Origin of the sequence: Aegicerativicinus sediminis, from assembly GCF_015476115.1 — a bacterium.
In the GTDB taxonomy this organism is placed as follows: domain Bacteria; phylum Bacteroidota; class Bacteroidia; order Flavobacteriales; family Flavobacteriaceae; genus Aegicerativicinus; species Aegicerativicinus sediminis.
Genome location: NZ_CP064295.1, coordinates 3,218,567 through 3,236,309 on the forward strand (window position 1 = coordinate 3,218,567; position 17,743 = coordinate 3,236,309).

Sequence of the window (17,743 nt, forward strand, 5' to 3'; positions counted from 1 at the left end):
TTAGAATACTTTTGATCTTAGCCATGGTGCATAAACCAAGCTAAATCCTAATCCAGCAAAAGTTAATGATGCTGTAAGTGTTACCCCAATAGTCAGTGATGCATAAATGGTTATTGCAAATAGGATTATATCTACCATTCTGTTTGTTTTCCTGACCAAGATTTTAAGAAATCTATTATTCTCTACAAGTGCTATTAATCCACCCAGAATAATTAATCCGAAGAACACATAGGTTGCAATTGCAGAACCTATCATTAAACCAATGATGGAAATGGATCCATAAATGATTGTGCCCAATCTGCAGGAGATCGATGTATGCTTTTTTCTTGATTTAAAATTGAACATAACGAAGTGCCTATTTCTAGGTCTTTATTTAATTAAAATTGATTTGAAATTTGTGAAAAAAGTAGAGGAGAAGCGGCTATTTTACATAATGGCGTTATAACTACTAGGTTGGAGTATTATAACTACCCATTATGTAAACATAGCTTTGCTTGTCCTAATAATTTAATAAATAAGTGGTTATTAAATCCATATATTCTAGAGGATAAATGTCTTAATTAAGAGACTGAATTTTGATCAAAACACACTGAGGTACGGACATATCTCCTATTTTGAATTTAGGAAAAACATTATTTTAGTGCGTTTTTAAAGAGTTTGATTCTATTAGAAAGAGATCATTCCTTAGCAACTCAGTCAACACTTTAATACCCATCCTCCATAAAACTATAGTAAGCCTCTTTGGAAAGAATTAGATTATCTAAAAAGTTAATTCCAAACAATTCTGAGATTTCCTTCATTTTGTTGTGAAGTTGAAAATCTGCATTACTGGGCTTCATTTTACCGCTAGGGTGATTATGAACCGAAATGAAAGCTGTAGCTCCACTTTTAAGGATGACACCGAATAGAATTCTTAGGTCTACACCTGTGTAAGTCATTCCTCCTTTTGATAAAGGATAGATTCCTAAAGGTTCATTTGAATTATTAAGGAGCAAAACTTTGAATTCCTCCTGTAATTCAAATGTTCCATGATCCCATTGATCTCGAATAAAATTGGATGCTACCACACTACAAGTAATTTTAAAGTTTGGAACCATTTTGTTTGGGGTGTAACCAACCGTGATTTCTGAAATTGTATGTTTCATGATTTAAAGAATAAAAAAGGAAGACCTGAGCAGATCTTCCTTTGCGTTAAACAAAAAGGTTCGAATGATTTCTCAAACGAACTCTCTTTTTTGTGTTTCTAAATCATGCCCCCCTACCCAAAAAATGATTTATAGGGTGGGGGTAATTTGGTATTAACCAATTGTCAAGAAATTGAAATAAATAATTCCCTCACAAGCCTCACAAAAGCCAATTGTTATTCAGTTAAGGGATTAAGTTCCTTTATTATATTTAGACTAATTTTCGACTAATACCGGTTCCATAAAACAATCTAAAAATTCTTCCGACACCCCTTTTATTTTCCTCTTTTGACAAAGTGCATATAATTCTTCAACAGCGGAGTAAGTGAAAAATTTAGTTTCTAAATCTTTAAATTGTGGTTTGTTGGCCTCCTTAATAACCTTTTCTCGATCCTCATCTGGTGCCACAATTACATACCTAGTTGGAAATGGAGGGAATTTATCTTTAAAATTTTTCATTCGACTTAACCCACTGGTTACGCCAGTTGAATGTTCAATTTCCATAATCGCGGGAATAAACCTCCCATTTTTAAACCAAATGCAATCTATAAGTAATGCTGCTTGAATTGCATCATCATATGCCATCAATAATTTTTCGTTTTTTAAGGAATTAATGACTCCTTCATATTCCCCTATTCTCTTATTTTGGTATAATATTCCCTTATCATTTTGTGCAATCCAGGTTCTAAAATTTAATTGTTTTCCAATAAACAAAAGAGCGATTTGAATTTGTGCATGTCGCCTTTGTATATCGACATCTATTTTATGTTGATTATATTTGTCAGGAAGAACAAGTGATTCATAATAGGCATCCAAAGCTGGAATTTCTGAAATTACAATCTCGGTTTCTGCTTTTTTAAGTATGCCAATTTCATGAGGAATTTCAGGTTTCCATATCAAATGTTTGTGCCCATCTTTTATTGTTGAAAAGTTTCCTTTATTTTCAATACGACCTGGATAACAATAATAAAATTCTGGAGTGTGTGCTAACAATGCTTCCAAAACACTACGAGTATTGTAACTTCCTCCCAAAATTCTATCAAAATTTATTGGTTGGTTTGGGTTCAGGGCATTAGCAATTCTCCAAATTAGCTCACTTGAAATATTATCTACTTTCTTTTCTTCGATTTTTTCTCCTTTGGTAGGATTCCATCTTTTAATCCTTATGGGGCCTTCCGGTAAATCAATACCTTCTATTTTAATTAGGCCTTTGGTTTTTGGATTTATATAATTATAAACACAATTTCTATCCAATTGGTTTATGAAAGAAACCAAATTACTGGCTGTTAATTTCCGCATAAGTTTTTTCTTTAGTTTCAATCTTTCTTATAAACTGCAAGATTGTCTCTGCCAGTCCCTTCGCCATTAAATAAGGAACACCATTCCCAATTGTTTTAAACATATTTGTTAGCGAAATGTGAGATGGAATTATGAAATCTTTTGGTAAAGATTGAATTGCCAGGGCTTCAGCAGCCGATATTCTTCGAGCTTTGTAAGGATGTAAATGGACCTCATTATTTCCGTATGCAGCTGTCGGGGAATATCTCCATCGATGTAATCTTTTGAAGGATTTTTTTAAATCATCCCCTTCGCATATTGATTTAAATCTTGGTAATCCGGCCCTGGGGGTGAAATAATGTTTTGAATTTGGATGGTTTTCAACTTTATTTCTTTCAAACCAGTGTTGAACAGTTAAATTGATATAAATACCGTTAGGTGGGGGTTTTTCTGAATTTTCCTTAAAGGTCTCTTGTTTTGGCCATTCCTTTGAAAAAATATCCTGAACCTGATAGGTTGCATTTGAATTCCAATCTAAGAAATTAAGAGTATTGGAGTCATATGTTTTTAACCTAGATTTGAGCAGGATATCTTTTTTAAAACCTATTAGAATAATTCTTTCCCTATCTTGAGGCGCACCATACTCTAAAGCATTGACTAATTTTTCAGTAATAATGTAACCATGGTTAATTAATCTGGATTTGATTTCATTGAAAAATGCCTTATGTTTTTTGGTCCGGTATAGCCCTTTGACGTTCTCGAATAAGAAAAAATCTGGTTGATTTGAAATAATTAAATCTATATAGGTTTCAGAAAGCTTTCCATTTTCACCTTTTATCCCTTTATTTTTACCACCGACTGAAAAGTCTGGACATGGCGGTCCTCCTATAAAACCGATAAACTTAAATTTCTTCCTTGCAAGATTTATTAGATTAGTTAATTCTTTCGATTTGTCATTTTTTAAGAAGGCACAAATATCCTCATTACTATATCCAAATTGAGGTTCTCGGATTTTCATTTCCTTTCTCGAATATTTATAAATATCCATAAATGGTTGATGGTATTCATTTACAAAAATTGTTTCATATTCTTTAAATGCTTCGAAACCTAAGTCTAAGAACCCCGCACCAGCAAAGAAGGAAAATAATCCAATTTGGGATTGTCCATTTTTGATTTTTGTCATATTTTATTTAGATCATTTAAATTTAGGTTCAGCCCAGAAATGAATCAATAATAGCAGAATTTTTTAAAACTAGAAGTTTTCATTTGGATAAAATTTCGGCTATTTAATTTCGAACATATTGTATTTGAAGATTCTTGTTGTTTTTAAAGCCTTATATTTAAATTCATCTATTTTAATCAAGTTAAATGCAGCAATTGTTTCCTTAATTGATAATTCGTTTTTAAATTCTTTATTGAGGTGATAAATTTTAAAATGATTATTTGCTGAATAAATCGTTACAGTAATATCACCATTGTTATATTGTTTTAAGTCTTTTAATTCTCCAATTAAATCTTGAAATTTTGAATCAAATTGTATTTTATTATCCTTCCAGTAGTATTTACATGCTGGTCTGTAAAGGCAATTTTTGCAATTTTCTTTATTTGGATTTGCGAGACTAGTGTAATTTTTATTTATAATTAATTGATTAATTTCATCTAATCGGTTTTTTGAAAATTCACCGATTTCTTCACATTCTTCAGAAGTAAATTCGACAAAATATTCTTTTTTTTGAAGATCAATAATGGATAGGGTATGTGGATAATTTCCAAATTCTTGATTATATAAATAACCATATAATTTTAATTGATCTTCATAGTCTTTTTTAATTTCACCTTCCTCTTCAAAAATTTTACCGGTTTTAAAATCACATAGTTTAGTTACGTTATTATTATGATGGATTAGGTCTACTTTTCCCCCAATTTTTCCATCTTTTGATTTTAAAAATTTTTCAGTTTGAATTGAACTTGTGTGTGTATTAGTTTTATTTAATCCAATATTATTGGATTTGATTTGGATTAAAGCTTGTGTTTGCAGTTTTTTAATTGCATAACCCTCTACATTATCTCGTAATGGCAAATAATAACCAAATCCTCTTTTTAATAATTTACTTTCTTCTTGTTCAACACATGAATCCCATTCTTTATTAAACTCTTCAATTCCATTGATTTTATTTTTATAAATCATATCGATACAATGGTGTATTACAATTCCTAAATGATTTAGTGGAGAGTATGGTAATAGGGGACTTTTAAAGTTATTTGATAAGACAACTTTGAATGGACATTTTCTTAACGAAGTTAATAGGCTTGGGGAAATTCTTTTTAGAGCCCTTAATTGTATTTCCTCCCTCATTAGTTATCAAGTAATTTAGTATAGCACCACCCAGGTCTTCTGTTAAGGTTGAAACTATCCAAAAATTGAATATCAGCATTATTAGAACTTGCAATTGCGAATACTTTGAAAATTTCATTTCCTAACCAAGTGTCTGCCGGAAAATTTGGAGTTCCGTTTTCTCCAATATAACAATCCCAGAGGGGATGAATAATAATAACATATAGCAATTTATTAGGTGTTGAAAGTACTGGTAGATTAAAACCATCCTCAAATTTAAAATCGAAACTTCTTGCAAAATTTTGGGCTAATTCTTTACAGTCCATTTGCCATCCGTTTAATTCAAGATAATCGGTAAAATTTCCATCTAATCCAATTAAATAGGTGCTGTCCATATGAATTCTTAACAAGCTTATGGCAAGACGCCAATCTAGTAAACCATGATAATTCATATTTCTAAAAACTTTCAAACAATCGTAACATGCATTTTTGCAATTGGCCCTATGTTGTTCTGAATGAATAAATCCGATGAAAGAGGTTTTGTCTTGTTTTGATATAATTTCTTTAATTATATTATCAATGTGATCATTTAAATATCTAACAAAACCCGAACCATTAGGAAGTTCATCGGCTAGGACAATTTCTGCTGCCTTTTTATTATTTGATGAGTTAGTTTTTCTAATATCCGCAATTTCAATTTCTACCGGATCGACATCAAGTTTTTCAGCTACAACTCTTTGAAGCAAAAAGGCAGCCGAATAAAAGGCCGATCTAATTCCGGCATAATTGGCAATTCGAGTTTGATCAAACATATCCAAGGTCAATCCCTCTGGCACTAAAAGTGGCGAAATCCTAAACACTTCTGTGTTTTTCTGGGATGCTAATGCAATATGTTCATAATCATTTCCAAGATCATGAATTTCAAACCGATAACCACCTTCATTGTGATTCTCTGCACCTCTAGAAATCCATTGATTTCCAAAATTAAACCATTTATCAAACCATTGTCTATTGTCAGGAGGTATTCTATTTCCTGTTCTCATTAATTTTCCTTCAAATAGATTTCCTCCATTGGTATTTATTCTCCAGGTAAAATCCCTATCAGCCAAAATTGAAATATAATTTAAACCTTTCTTTTCTGTAACTGGTTCCTCTGGATTACTTTCCGCAAGGATAGGAGCTTTCGAAAAACTTATATCGGTATTTTCTCTTGAATCATTTCCATTTGAAAGGTTAGTCCTGAAAGCAATTGGTGATTTTATTGGAAAAATTTCTACATTTTCCTCTTCCCCACAATTCGGACATTCATTTTCTTCCGGCCTGTTTGCTGGAGTTACAATATAATTACATAAGTTACATTTAAACATAAAGCGTTCATTAAAGAACGGACTTGGGACTGATGAATTAATTATTGGTTGGCTGTATCTACTATTTGTAACAATATATTCACTAGTGAATCCAATTGAGGTATGAATTGCTTTATCCTTTGTTTTTTGAGCTCCTGGAGCAAATTCATAAATTGCTAAATCACCATTTCTATCAATGTTTTTTAATCCATATTGATGACCATCAAAATTGATTTCATGGTACAAATTTCGAACCGAAGTAGGCATTCCAAACATTGGTAAAACCCCTCCTTCTGCTAATTTTTGTGAAATATCAGTAGTAGCAATTTCATTATTATTAATTATCTGATTAATTTTTAACAATAATCCTTCCTCCTCTATTACCCAATTTATGAGAAGTTGTTTTTTATCTTTTGAAATTCCAGGGTTTAAATTTGAAACTATGTCTTCAATCTCAGGTTTATTATTGGAAATCCAATTGCGAATACTAGGTTCATATTTTTGCCAATTGTTTATTTTTCCGAATTCCCCATGAACACTTGAATTTTTGTCGCTATCCTCAAAATCAAGTGAATCTTCCTTTATTTGATAAGATATTACTGAAAAGGCTTGGCGAAGTACTTCTTTGGAGATTAGCCTTTTAGCGATTCGATCCTGGTCCATTGTCAAAAATGGTGGAGGAGGTGGATCTCCTGTGATTTTATCGATATTATTAAAATAATATTCATCATGACTACGACCTCTACAAAATGTTAGAATAACAGAAAAGGCTTGCCCTCTTCTTCCTGCGCGGCCTACCCTTTGCTGGTAGTTAAATCGTTGAGGAGGCATATTGGCCAACATCACTGCCTGTAAAGAACCAATATCAACCCCAACCTCCAAAGTTGTTGTAACACTTAGAAGATCAATTCTTTTAGCTACTGGCTCACCTTCTTCGTTCAAAATAATATTTCTAAAATGTCTCTGACGTTCAAATTGATTGTCGGTCTGACCAGTTAATTCTTCACAATGTAAACGAATTGGTTTCCTGTATTCAATAGCAGAATGATATGATAAATAATTTCCACTCCAATAATTTCTGCAATTAGTTTGGTGGTACTCCGGCAATAATGTTGATTCAGGATATTGGGTACAAACTCCGCCTGATCTATGTAAATGTGGCCTACCGCCCCTAGGACTTACCCAAACCTTGTCGGTACCTGAGGCTACTTTAATAAACAAATTCTTAATTTCTAGGCCTCTGTTAGTTAAAACATTCGAAGATGTTAAAGTATCTAAAACCGCATTTCCTAATTCTAATTCAGAATCAACATTATTAACCTCTGCAACTCTTTTAATATATTTTCGAAAATGCGCAGGTAAAGTATTGTAATTGTTTACATCAATGATTTTCGGATCTTCAAATTCATTTGGGGTATATAGATATTTATGGCCTAAAATTCTTATACTGGAATTTAATATTTCCAAAAATTTATCGGGGGAAAGGCTAATTTTTCTGGAATTATGTACCAAGGCTTCTGATTTACTCACGGTTAAATATCCTAAAGCTGATGATTCTAAGGAATAAAAGAGATTTCCGAAAAATAGGCTACTAAGCTGAACATAGGTTCCATTTTTTATTTGTTCTTGAAATTCAGTATTATCATCAATCCATTTTTTAAGATCAATATTAAACATATTGAACCATGGTGAATTTGTATTAGGTATTCTTTGGAGATTAATTGCCGAACCTCCAGGATTGACGCCTAATTGAATAAAATTTTTAATTAAGGGAGCACATTCATCGGTGTTCATCATATGAACTAAACTCTCAACTTTTACGATACAGTTTTCTATTTCATCAAGTTTACTAATTGCAATCCTTCTTCTATCTTGTTTTCGCGTGTTAGGATTATCTTTACTTATCAAGCTATCCTCATATAATTCTTCAACGTCATAAAATTGATCTGGGTATTTTTTTTCGAAATCCCTAGTATCATCATTATTTTTTAACCTCAATAATATTTTTGCTTTGACTAGTAAATTGCTTTGAAGTTCTTGGATTAGAATCTCTCTTAGCAAATCTGTAAAGTGGTTTCTTTCGATACCATTTGAAATTTGAGCAGCATCTTCCCTGCTATCAGAAAACACAACAAGTTTTCTTTGTTTTTCTGAATCAGGTAATTGATAAATTAGTTCTTTAGCGAATAATTGAGTGGTTTTCGAGAAACCAGTTCTAAATCCTCTTATAGAGGATCTTTTGGGGCTGAACTGTTTATTTACGCCACAACAGGGGCATACATTAGGAAGTGCAGAATGAGTTTCAATTATTTTGCCATCTTGGTCAACTCGGAAAGCGACATCTGATCTTTCAGAATCACTTTCAATAATAAACATATAACCTTCAATCCAATCTTCTGGTGATTCCTGGACTCTTAAATTTCCTGATAAAACAATATCACCTGAAAATTTATTCAGAAAAGCCTCAACCCAATTTGCACTGAACCCCCTGTCATTTATATCCTCATTAAGAGATGTTTGATGCCAATGATCAGCTGGAATATTATATTTACCTCCTCCTTGTGAATCATGGGGAGTAAATTCTTGATCCCCTTGTGGCCAAAAGATTCCATACTCTTGATAGGTTCGCCTCTCAACAAGTTTAGCAGTCGTTTTTTCCGGTATACCCTCAATATTAGGGCTAATAGGGAGTAATTCGTAAAGTGCGTCAGCAGTTCTTCCTCTTTGGCCTCCGAAAAGGGTAGTTCCACAATTATCACAATAAAGTAATTCTAAAATTCGATGACCATTTTCAGATTTAATTTGAGGTGTTGAAATTAATTCTCCCACGGTTCTATTATCCTCAGAGAGAATAGGTTCAACTGAACCCCACAATCCTTCAATATTTCTAAAAAAATAATGGAACCTAAACCTCTGAAGATTTCTATTGTTCTTCTCGAATAAATCAATAAATTCTTTGTTGTCATATAAAGATCTTAAAATCATCAGACCTCTTCCTGCAAATCCCAAATTTTCCTCGTCTATATCTCCAAATATAGATTCAAAGAAATAAGGAATATTTGTTGGAACCCCATCATTTAATTTTTTAAATGTTGGCACAGGCCTAGGAGTTGGTTTGCCATCTTGGATTGAACATGAGGAGTGAAAGAATCGCTCGTTTAGTTTTATTTTTGGATCGAGGAGTAGTTCAAGAAAATCCCTAATAGTTTCAATTGATTTTTGAATTCCAAATATTTCTTTTAGTGATTGTCCTCCTTCCAAACACCTTGAAATAAATAATGGGTTATCAATATTTTGATTGGACTCTAGAAAAGCTTTACAAATTTCAGAAAATGGTTCGAATGGTAAAAAATCTTCCTTTGGATCTAATCTCTCTATAAACCTTAATTCACCTGGAATTATTTTGAATCTTTTTTTCACATCATCGATTCCAAGGAAACCAAAAAAATCACTAACATATTGAAGACTACGATCATCATTTGGTTCTAATGAGGCACTTGAAGCTAAGATTCTTAATTGATTATGTTTTGGATTTAAACCTAATCTTTTCATTAATGTTTTAAGTAGATAAGCTATCTCAGTACCTTGTGTTCCTCGGTATAGATGTAATTCGTCAATTATTAAATGAAAGATTCTATTAAATTTTTCATTCTCCCTTTGATCAACAGGTAAATCATCACAAGCCAACCATGAACGTGTTTTTTCGAAAACAGGCTCATCAATTTCTCTCATCAACATTATTCCTAACATTGAGAAATTAGTAATCATTATATCCGGAGGAGATGCTTGCATGTCAAATCTACACCTCATTTCGGAGCCATCTAATCTTTGAAAAAATGATCTTAACTCTACCTCATCAACCTCATTTCCTTTTTCTTTCTCTTCGATAATAAACCGCTCAACTTTGAGCTGATTATTTTCAACAGATTCTAATTCCTTTTTAAGTTTATCAACTTTAGAGTTATTAATTATTGATCTTCCATTTTTTATTTTTTCAAGATTGCCCGCTATTGGAGTAGATCCATTATATCTTCCAAAGGTAATTTGATTGCCATTTGTTTCTTCCTTGATCCAAGATCTTACAGAATTTGAATCTAAAGCCATTCTTAAGCGGGTCATCTGGTCTTCTACTAAAGCATTCATTGGGTAAAGAATCATAGCCCTCATAGCTTGAGGTCTATTTTCATGTGCTCTCTGTTGAATTTTGCGACTAAGTGTAAAATATTGGTCTGGATCTACAATTTCATTCGGTGATAGAGTATTCCACCAATTGTCAGCATTGGGGAATTTTTTGTTCGGTTTTGGCCAATTTGAAAATTCTTTTGATAATTGGGCAAATAATGGAAGTAAAAATGATTCAGTTTTCCCCGAACCGGTCCCAGATGTGATAATGCAATTTTTACCTGAAAGCGATTCTTTCAGCATTTCTAATTGATGTGCATACAGCTTGTGTCCAGGAACTAATCCCTTATTAACTAGTGTTTTAAAAAACTGGCTTTGCTCTTGATTCAATCCGGGAATATGACTATCACTAAGGTCAGTAATTTTTAATCCACTTGATTTATATTCTGGCAAAGGTTCGATCCATGGTTGACGATAAAATACTTTATCCTGATTTAATAGTATCAAACGTTCTAATTCTAAGCTTGGAAACTTGGTTTTAAAAGCAGTTGTTATATATCTTAGAAAATTATCTTTTATGGTTTCAAAAGAACCTATTGGGTCAATCATATTGCAAAAGTTTTTTCTTGTAATTTCTGTCCAACCTTTAGACAAGTATTATATGCCGCAGGGTGAGGAATATTAGAATAAATGTTATACCACCTAACTTGACCATCAAAATTCATTAATTTCCTTTTTGGGGCTTTTCCACTATATAACAGCAGGGCTTCTGACAATAGTCGAGGTAAAGGGAGTGAACTCGGAATAGCAACCATATTTAATTCCCTGTCATTAAAGAAAACATTCTTTTTTAAAGAATTTAAATAAATAAATCGCCCCCAATTTTTATTAACATTAAATGATACTCCATTTATCCAAAGTCGATGTTTGAAGTTATATTCAGTTAATCGATATTCCACTAATGCCCATGATTTATCTATATCTTCGATTTTTTTTGGAATAAATTTTAATTCATTAGGATCAAACTCTCGGGCAGACCAACCTAAATCGATAAAATTATCGTCAGGAACTAACTGGTCTTTGTATTGTCCGATATCACCCGAAAAAGCGGCTAATCTAAATTGGGTTATTTTGTTATTATTGAAGGTGATTCCACAAATTTCAGATACCTTTTTAATTTTTCTTTCAATAACATTATTGTCACTTTGGTTAAATCCCGAAATAGTTATAGTGGGGGGAAGAAGGAAAGGCTTCAGGGATTTGTCTTGCGGTTCACAATCAAAATTTAAATCTTCTTTTTCTGCAGCAATCTTTAAGTTAGATAAAAATTCAGATGTTCTCCCTCCAATTAATAACACCTTTCTACCTGATAATACAGGGATCAATAAAAACTGTGGTGGGTTTACAATTATTTTTTTATTAGAATACTCATAGTCTAGTATTCCCATGTAATCTAAATAGTTTATTGACCATCTCTTTAAAAGCGCAAGTGACAATTCTTGATTTTCTATTTCTTCAGCTTCAAAGGATTCTTGATAAATAGATTCAAAGGCTTCGTAATAATCTGGTGCTCCACATTCAATTTTGACGCTTAAGTAATTAAGTAATTTGTTATTTATGATAGTATTATTACCCTTTTCAATACTTATAGAATTATTACTTGCGGGTTTAAAAAATTGATCGTACTGAGCTTGTTTCAAATAATAAGGACGTTCAATATTAGTAGAAAGTCGACTCCCTAAAATGTAAGAATTTGATTTTTCTTTACATATAATTTGACCAAATTTGTCCCTTGCTGGAAGATAGGATTCCTTAATTAAATAGGTTTTTCCATAAGAATCAATTATCAGGTTTTTTAAATTGTCAGCATTTAAATCCTGATTATCTGCTCGTATATAAAATGGATCATTTAAATTGACATTGTTAGGAATTTGCCAAATAGGCTGGTCACTATTTTTTCTTTTCAAGTATATTTTATCATGTTGATTATTTTCATAAATCAAATAAATTTTTTCTGATCCATCTCCATTTTCTATTTCAACTTCAGGTAATAAATCTATTAACCAGGTCCGTGTTTCAATTTTTAGGCCCCCAATTATTTTGATCTTTTTATCTGTTTTAAATTGTAAAGCATGAATCGTCGGATGACCACAGGGAGGGTTTTTTATTTGGTAAAGACTATAATTATTTGGTATTCCTGAAGATTTGATTTTGATAAAATTTCCATGTGAGAAACTTTCACCCCATTTTTCAATTGAGAAATCATATTCCGCCTTTGAGAGGACAAGCATTGTTGAAATGCCCAATGTTGGAACCTCAACCCAACCGCTCATATGAAAGTTCCTTCCTTCAATTAAGATTCTGACAGGTTTTTCCGGGAATTTTGCAACCCATTTATTATGCTCATCCTTAATTGTTAAATTCTCTACAAATTCTAAATTTAGATTTTTGGACCAACCTCTGCCAAATTGCATGCATTCAATTTCTCTTTCATTATATATAAACTTTAAATCCTCTGGGAAATCCAACTCTGTATATAATCTATAATAAAAAGTATATCCTTTGAGCTTGTTCCCTTCTACACAGAGCCTTAATTGCGAAATTGTGATTCCTTTATTTAGATCTTGATTACCCTCTACATAATAATCTGTATTTCCCTTCCAGTCACGAAAATTTCGATAAACGAGGTTTACTATGGAATGTCCAATTTCATTTTCCTCATTTTTAATTATGTTAATAACATTTCTGGGAAGGTCTAATAATCTTCTGCCATTGACAATAAGAATCTGTCTTATATATTTTAGTTGAACTTCCTCATTTGGAACCAATCCACATAGTTCAAAGAATTTCGGTAAATATTTTATGGATTTTGGAGGAAAAATACACTGTGAAAGTGGCTTACCAACATATACCCAACTTTGATTTGAAAAAGGATGTAGTTGGAAATTTCCTAATTCAGTGTTTTTTGTAGTTTGACTCCAAAACTGTAAATCTTCCCAGAGTCCATTCCAATTAATATAATAATTTTGCCTTGGCATCTTAGGAAGATCATATTTTTTTAAAAATTTGTCAATTTTGGGATAATATGAGTCAGCTCTTCTATGAGATTCAAGGTTATCCGTGACGGGTAATATAAATAAAGCCAAATAGCCGATATATAAAGGATATTCAATTATTATATTATCAATTTTAATCGGATTTTTTTTCCATATTTTATACGAATATAAAGCCGCTTCTAGTATATTAAAATATAAAGAAGAACCTGGCGGCCCATTTTTAACAGCATTGATATAATCGTTAAAAATTTCTTTGTCCTTTCCCTGAAAACCTGAATTTCTTCCGATTTGGATAATATCTGATTTTGAAATAAATAAATTAATTTCCTTCTCGGCTTTATTGAGGTTAAAATAAAACGAACCTATGGCATTATTCCATTCAAGATAGTTCAAAAGGATAATTTTTTAGTAGGAACCCATAAAAGTGAAATCTTTCAGAATACGTCATATTTTATATGAAGCTGGATATTTTAATATTATGAATTCACTATTAATAATAGTTTATAAACACAGAAAGCGTCTCAATAGTGAGCCGCTTTAATCGTTATAGGGAGATCTAAAGATAAAAAGTTTTATGTCGTTACAAAGTATGGTTACCATAAAAAGGTAATTTATTCGAGGAAAATTGACATGGTTAATTGGTGGATTGCAGAAACTTATTGAAAGATCTATATATTCCTGATTATTTCGTTGGTTAATTTAGAGTTCCCTAATTAACTATATAAGTATAGGGTTAATTGGTGGTGAAAAGCAGAAATTAATCGAAAATGGAGAGCTGATTATAAATATTGGCAGGAGTTTTGACGTGGTTATTAGGTGGTTTATTGCCTGTGGTCAATTCCTTTAGTTTTAAGTTCATTAATGCCCTTAATTGATCTTGAATCCTTTCAGAATTATTTTCAATCGTTTTATATAAAAACTTCTTGTTAGCCTTACGTTGATACTTATCAATTTCATACCAATAATTGGGATTCTGAAATTTCACCAATTTCAGTTGGTCTTTTTGCGAGAATTTTAAAATATCTATTGTAGGATCAAACATTATGATTTCACTCCATTTTTCTATGACTAATTTTCCAAGAATTTCAAATAAATTTTTGTCTAGTAACTGGTTTAATGTCAATTGACGAGAAATTAATACGGAATGATTTCTAAGATGTTTTAATAAAAAAATCATTTTATTAACCTTTAATTCGAACCGGAAAATTTGATAATCCACAGGGTAATAGAATGGATCATGAAGGTTTTTATGATAAGCTTTCAAACAGTACTGCTTATGAAAAGCTTGGTAGTATTCTGATTCCTTTATGGCTATAAATTTAAAAGGTGAAGGTGTATGATATAAAAGACCTTTCAATATAGATGAAATTAAAAGTGGACAAATAATATTAAACCCTATTTCGATCGATTTTATTTCTATATCATTCGGCCTAATTTGAAGTCTTTTAGTTACCTCTAATATAATATCAAGGAATTGTTCAAAATTGAAGTCGTCTTTATTGTGCTTTCCATTATTCTTATACTTGTGTAATGATCCTTGTATTATTAGAATCTTTTTTCCATTATTAGTTTCTTTTAATATAATTTTTAAATTTTTTAATGAGGCTTCTCGTACAAGAGTACCATGTTTATTCGGTATTGGTTCCCCTGTTATGGAATTTGTTTTCCAGGTAAATTTTAATCCAGTATCATGGAGAATTCTAAAATAATCGAATTTGTCAGTTGACATATGGATATAATCAATCACTTCGACAAGTTTATCGTTTAAATTTTAAAGATTTTTCTTCCTTTAAAATCAAATCCAATGTTCCTTGATCAATTCTGTATTTTCCAGCAACCTTGGCAGCTTTTAAGTCTCCTTTTTTAATATACTTATAGATAGTTAACTCCGAAATTTGCAGAATTTTCGAAAGTTCTTGTACTGAGTAATATTTTTTTGCCTTCTGATTTAATCCCTTTTCAAGGTTTGTTTGGATAATATCTTCTAAAAGGGAAACTAGGTCCTCCTTATCGATTCCATAAATTAATAATTGTTTCATGATCTTAAATTTTAAACCATGAAACTACGGTGGTTTATTTTGAATATATTTAAAACCTTAGTACTGCACTAAACTTTTAATTCTAAGGAAGTCCAAGAAATAGGTCCTGATATAATTTTTGCTTAGATGTTAAATCTCCTCCCTGTAATCTCTTATAGATATCAACTTTTAAGTCATTGAAATTTGAATATGAAATTTTCGTTTGAAAAAATGAACTAATAGCTCTAACGACTATGGTATCATCTAGGTCTATAAAATGATCCTTTAACATAAGATATAAAACAAAATGGCGTATTGAAGAGTTTTTATTTAATTTCGGATTATTGGGTTTTTGCCAATGAAATTGATTATCTATTTTTTTAATTAATTTTTTACTTTCTAGAAATTCAAGTTTCTTGTTTAAATTATCAGGTTCGGTTAAAATATCCTTAAAGTCATACGGAGCATAATCAGGACACAATTGTTCATAAAGAGATTTGTATATTAAGTATTCCTCTACTATTAAATCGATTCTCTTTAATTGCTTCAATCTTTCATCATAGGGATAAATACAAAGGATCGTATCGGCTAAGCTTTCTTCAATTTTATAATTAGATTCATCTAAGGCTTCCGATTTGATTTCTTTTGAAAAACGCATATTCCTATACATTCTTTTAATTGCTTGGGTATAATAACAGTTTGAAATTTCAACTCTATGGAATACTTGCTCTTTCAATATCTGATCTACCTTATAATGCGGTAGGGTTTTATTGCGACGAATTTGGTTTTCCAATACCTTTTTTTCTTCTTTTGCTAATCTATTTATAGATCCTTTTAATGATTCATGAACATTCTGGATATAGATAATTAAATCATTCCTGTTTATGGATTTGAGATGGTTTATTGTTTGTATGGTCAACTCCCTACGTGGACCTGAACCTTCCGGAAAAAGATGATATTGGATCAATAATTCATTTATTCGAATAATATTTATTATTTGATCTAAGGCTTTCATAACTTCCAAACCGATTGCATAAATTCCTTTTTATCTTCCTCGTTTGGTTTATAGTATTTGTTAAATACCTCCAAACTTTTATGTCCTGTAAAGGACATAATAACCTTATCAGGGATCTTTTGATTTTTCATGATAGTAATAAAACTTCTTCTCGCAGTATGACTAGAAATTCTATCGTGCATTGGTAATTCGGTTTCTACTATTGTATTACCTATACGAGAGGACTTTTTAATCGGTTGATTATATTTTAACTCCTGAAAAACCTCTTTGATATATTCATTGAATTTCTGGTTGGCAATCTTAGGAATTCTATAATTATATTTTTTAAGAATAGATTGGGAGAGATCATTAAGAGGAATGGTCAAAAGTTTGTCTTTATTTTTCTTGTCCCTTAAGTGAATATGGCCATCGTAAACATCACTTTTTGAAATCAACACCAGATTACTATATCTTAATCCTGTTGTACAACCTAGGACAAAAACATCCCTAACCCGCTCCCATCTTTTGTTTTTAGAGAAATCATGATTGTAAACTTCTTTTACCTGGTCTAGGGTTAGGGCAATTTCTTGGGTAATTTCCTTTTTGATATTCTTAAACTTCTTAAAATCATCCTTAAAGGTGTATCCATTTTCAAGGGACCAATTCAAAAACGATTTTAATAGCCCCATATTTCTGCTAAGAGTGTTTACGCTGTGTTTTTTGATATCTATACAGTATTCTATTAAACTATCATAAAAGCTCTGATTTATACCTTGAAACGATATTTTATGATTGGTTTTGGCTTCAAAGTCCTCTAACAACTTCTTATTGTATTCATAACGCTTAATTGTAGATTCTGAATTTCCTTCGGACGTTCTATCGTTTCGTTTTTCTTCTATAAAAGAATCATAAACCTCAAAGAATGTGGTAGATTTAGTTTTAACACGCTTAAACTCCTTATCAAACGCTCTTCTCACAATCGCAATGGTCAATTCTTCATTTACGATTCTATATCGGTTAGTGAGATCCAAAAACAAATCTGAATATCTATCGATTTGACTTTTAATGGATCTCATTTCATTCGCAAGCTTCGTTCTTCCATTAAGATGTTTAGGCTGTAAATATTTAAAGTCCCAATCCTTTGGATGAATGGATTCACCGGTTGAATAAACAAACCGTTTATTTTCATTTTTAAAATAGGCCACTAGCCTAATTGAAGTGAGCCCATTTTTATTTGGCTCCTTCAGATTAAAAGTGCTTCTCATAATACGAAAGGTGTAAATATAGGTGTAAGTAATTCTATAATTAGATATAAAATTCGACTTAAACCTAGTTATAAAAATAGTGATGAAATACCGAAAACTATAGGATAAATATAGTTTCGTTTATTGTTTGGTTATAAAAAGTTCG

11 protein-coding genes are annotated in these 17,743 nt (G+C 31.4%); all 11 read right to left on the reverse strand.

The window, feature by feature from the left end; genetic code table 11:
• A complete protein-coding gene (locus tag ISU00_RS13825) occupies positions 1 to 297 on the reverse strand; it encodes a hypothetical protein (protein ID WP_228851260.1) in 297 nt (98 codons plus the stop codon).
• A 407-nt stretch (positions 298 to 704) separates the two neighbouring features.
• A complete protein-coding gene (locus ISU00_RS13830; protein WP_228851261.1) occupies positions 705 to 1,145 on the reverse strand; it encodes a JAB domain-containing protein in 441 nt (146 codons plus the stop codon).
• A gap of 255 nt (positions 1,146 to 1,400) precedes the next feature.
• The gene (locus ISU00_RS13835) at positions 1,401 to 2,483 is read right to left on the reverse strand and encodes a hypothetical protein (RefSeq protein WP_228851262.1); all 1,083 of its coding nucleotides are present in this window, start codon (positions 2,481 to 2,483) and stop codon (positions 1,401 to 1,403) included.
• Positions 2,461 to 3,645: a DNA cytosine methyltransferase gene (locus tag ISU00_RS13840; RefSeq protein WP_228851263.1), complete on the reverse strand. Its 1,185-nt coding sequence runs from the start codon at positions 3,643 to 3,645 to the stop codon at positions 2,461 to 2,463. The genes ISU00_RS13835 and ISU00_RS13840 overlap by 23 nt, the downstream gene beginning before the upstream one ends.
• Positions 3,646 to 3,744: 99 nt before the next feature.
• Positions 3,745 to 4,818, reverse strand: coding sequence for a PD-(D/E)XK nuclease family protein (locus tag ISU00_RS13845; RefSeq protein WP_228851264.1), 1,074 nt, complete (start codon positions 4,816 to 4,818; stop codon positions 3,745 to 3,747).
• On the reverse strand, positions 4,818 to 10,874 hold the full coding sequence (locus ISU00_RS13850) for a DEAD/DEAH box helicase (protein WP_228851265.1): 6,057 nt from the start codon (positions 10,872 to 10,874) through the stop codon (positions 4,818 to 4,820). The genes ISU00_RS13845 and ISU00_RS13850 overlap by 1 nt, the downstream gene beginning before the upstream one ends.
• On the reverse strand, positions 10,871 to 13,714 hold the full coding sequence (locus ISU00_RS13855) for a hypothetical protein (protein WP_228851266.1): 2,844 nt from the start codon (positions 13,712 to 13,714) through the stop codon (positions 10,871 to 10,873). Before ISU00_RS13855 ends, ISU00_RS13850 begins: the two co-directional genes overlap by 4 nt.
• A 364-nt stretch (positions 13,715 to 14,078) precedes the next feature.
• Complete coding sequence (locus ISU00_RS13860; protein ID WP_228851267.1) at positions 14,079 to 15,068, reverse strand: hypothetical protein; 990 nt, start codon at positions 15,066 to 15,068, stop codon at positions 14,079 to 14,081.
• A gap of 10 nt (positions 15,069 to 15,078) precedes the next feature.
• Positions 15,079 to 15,360 carry a helix-turn-helix domain-containing protein gene (locus ISU00_RS13865; protein WP_228851268.1) on the reverse strand — a complete coding sequence of 94 codons (282 nt, stop codon included), beginning with the start codon at positions 15,358 to 15,360 and terminating at the stop codon, positions 15,079 to 15,081.
• 82 nt (positions 15,361 to 15,442) lie between these two features.
• The gene (locus ISU00_RS13870; RefSeq protein ID WP_228851269.1) at positions 15,443 to 16,354 is read right to left on the reverse strand and encodes a hypothetical protein; all 912 of its coding nucleotides are present in this window, start codon (positions 16,352 to 16,354) and stop codon (positions 15,443 to 15,445) included.
• Positions 16,351 to 17,598, reverse strand: a complete 1,248-nt coding sequence (locus ISU00_RS13875; protein ID WP_228851270.1) for a tyrosine-type recombinase/integrase — start codon at positions 17,596 to 17,598, stop codon at positions 16,351 to 16,353. Before ISU00_RS13875 ends, ISU00_RS13870 begins: the two co-directional genes overlap by 4 nt.
• Positions 17,599 to 17,743: the final 145 nt, after the last annotated feature.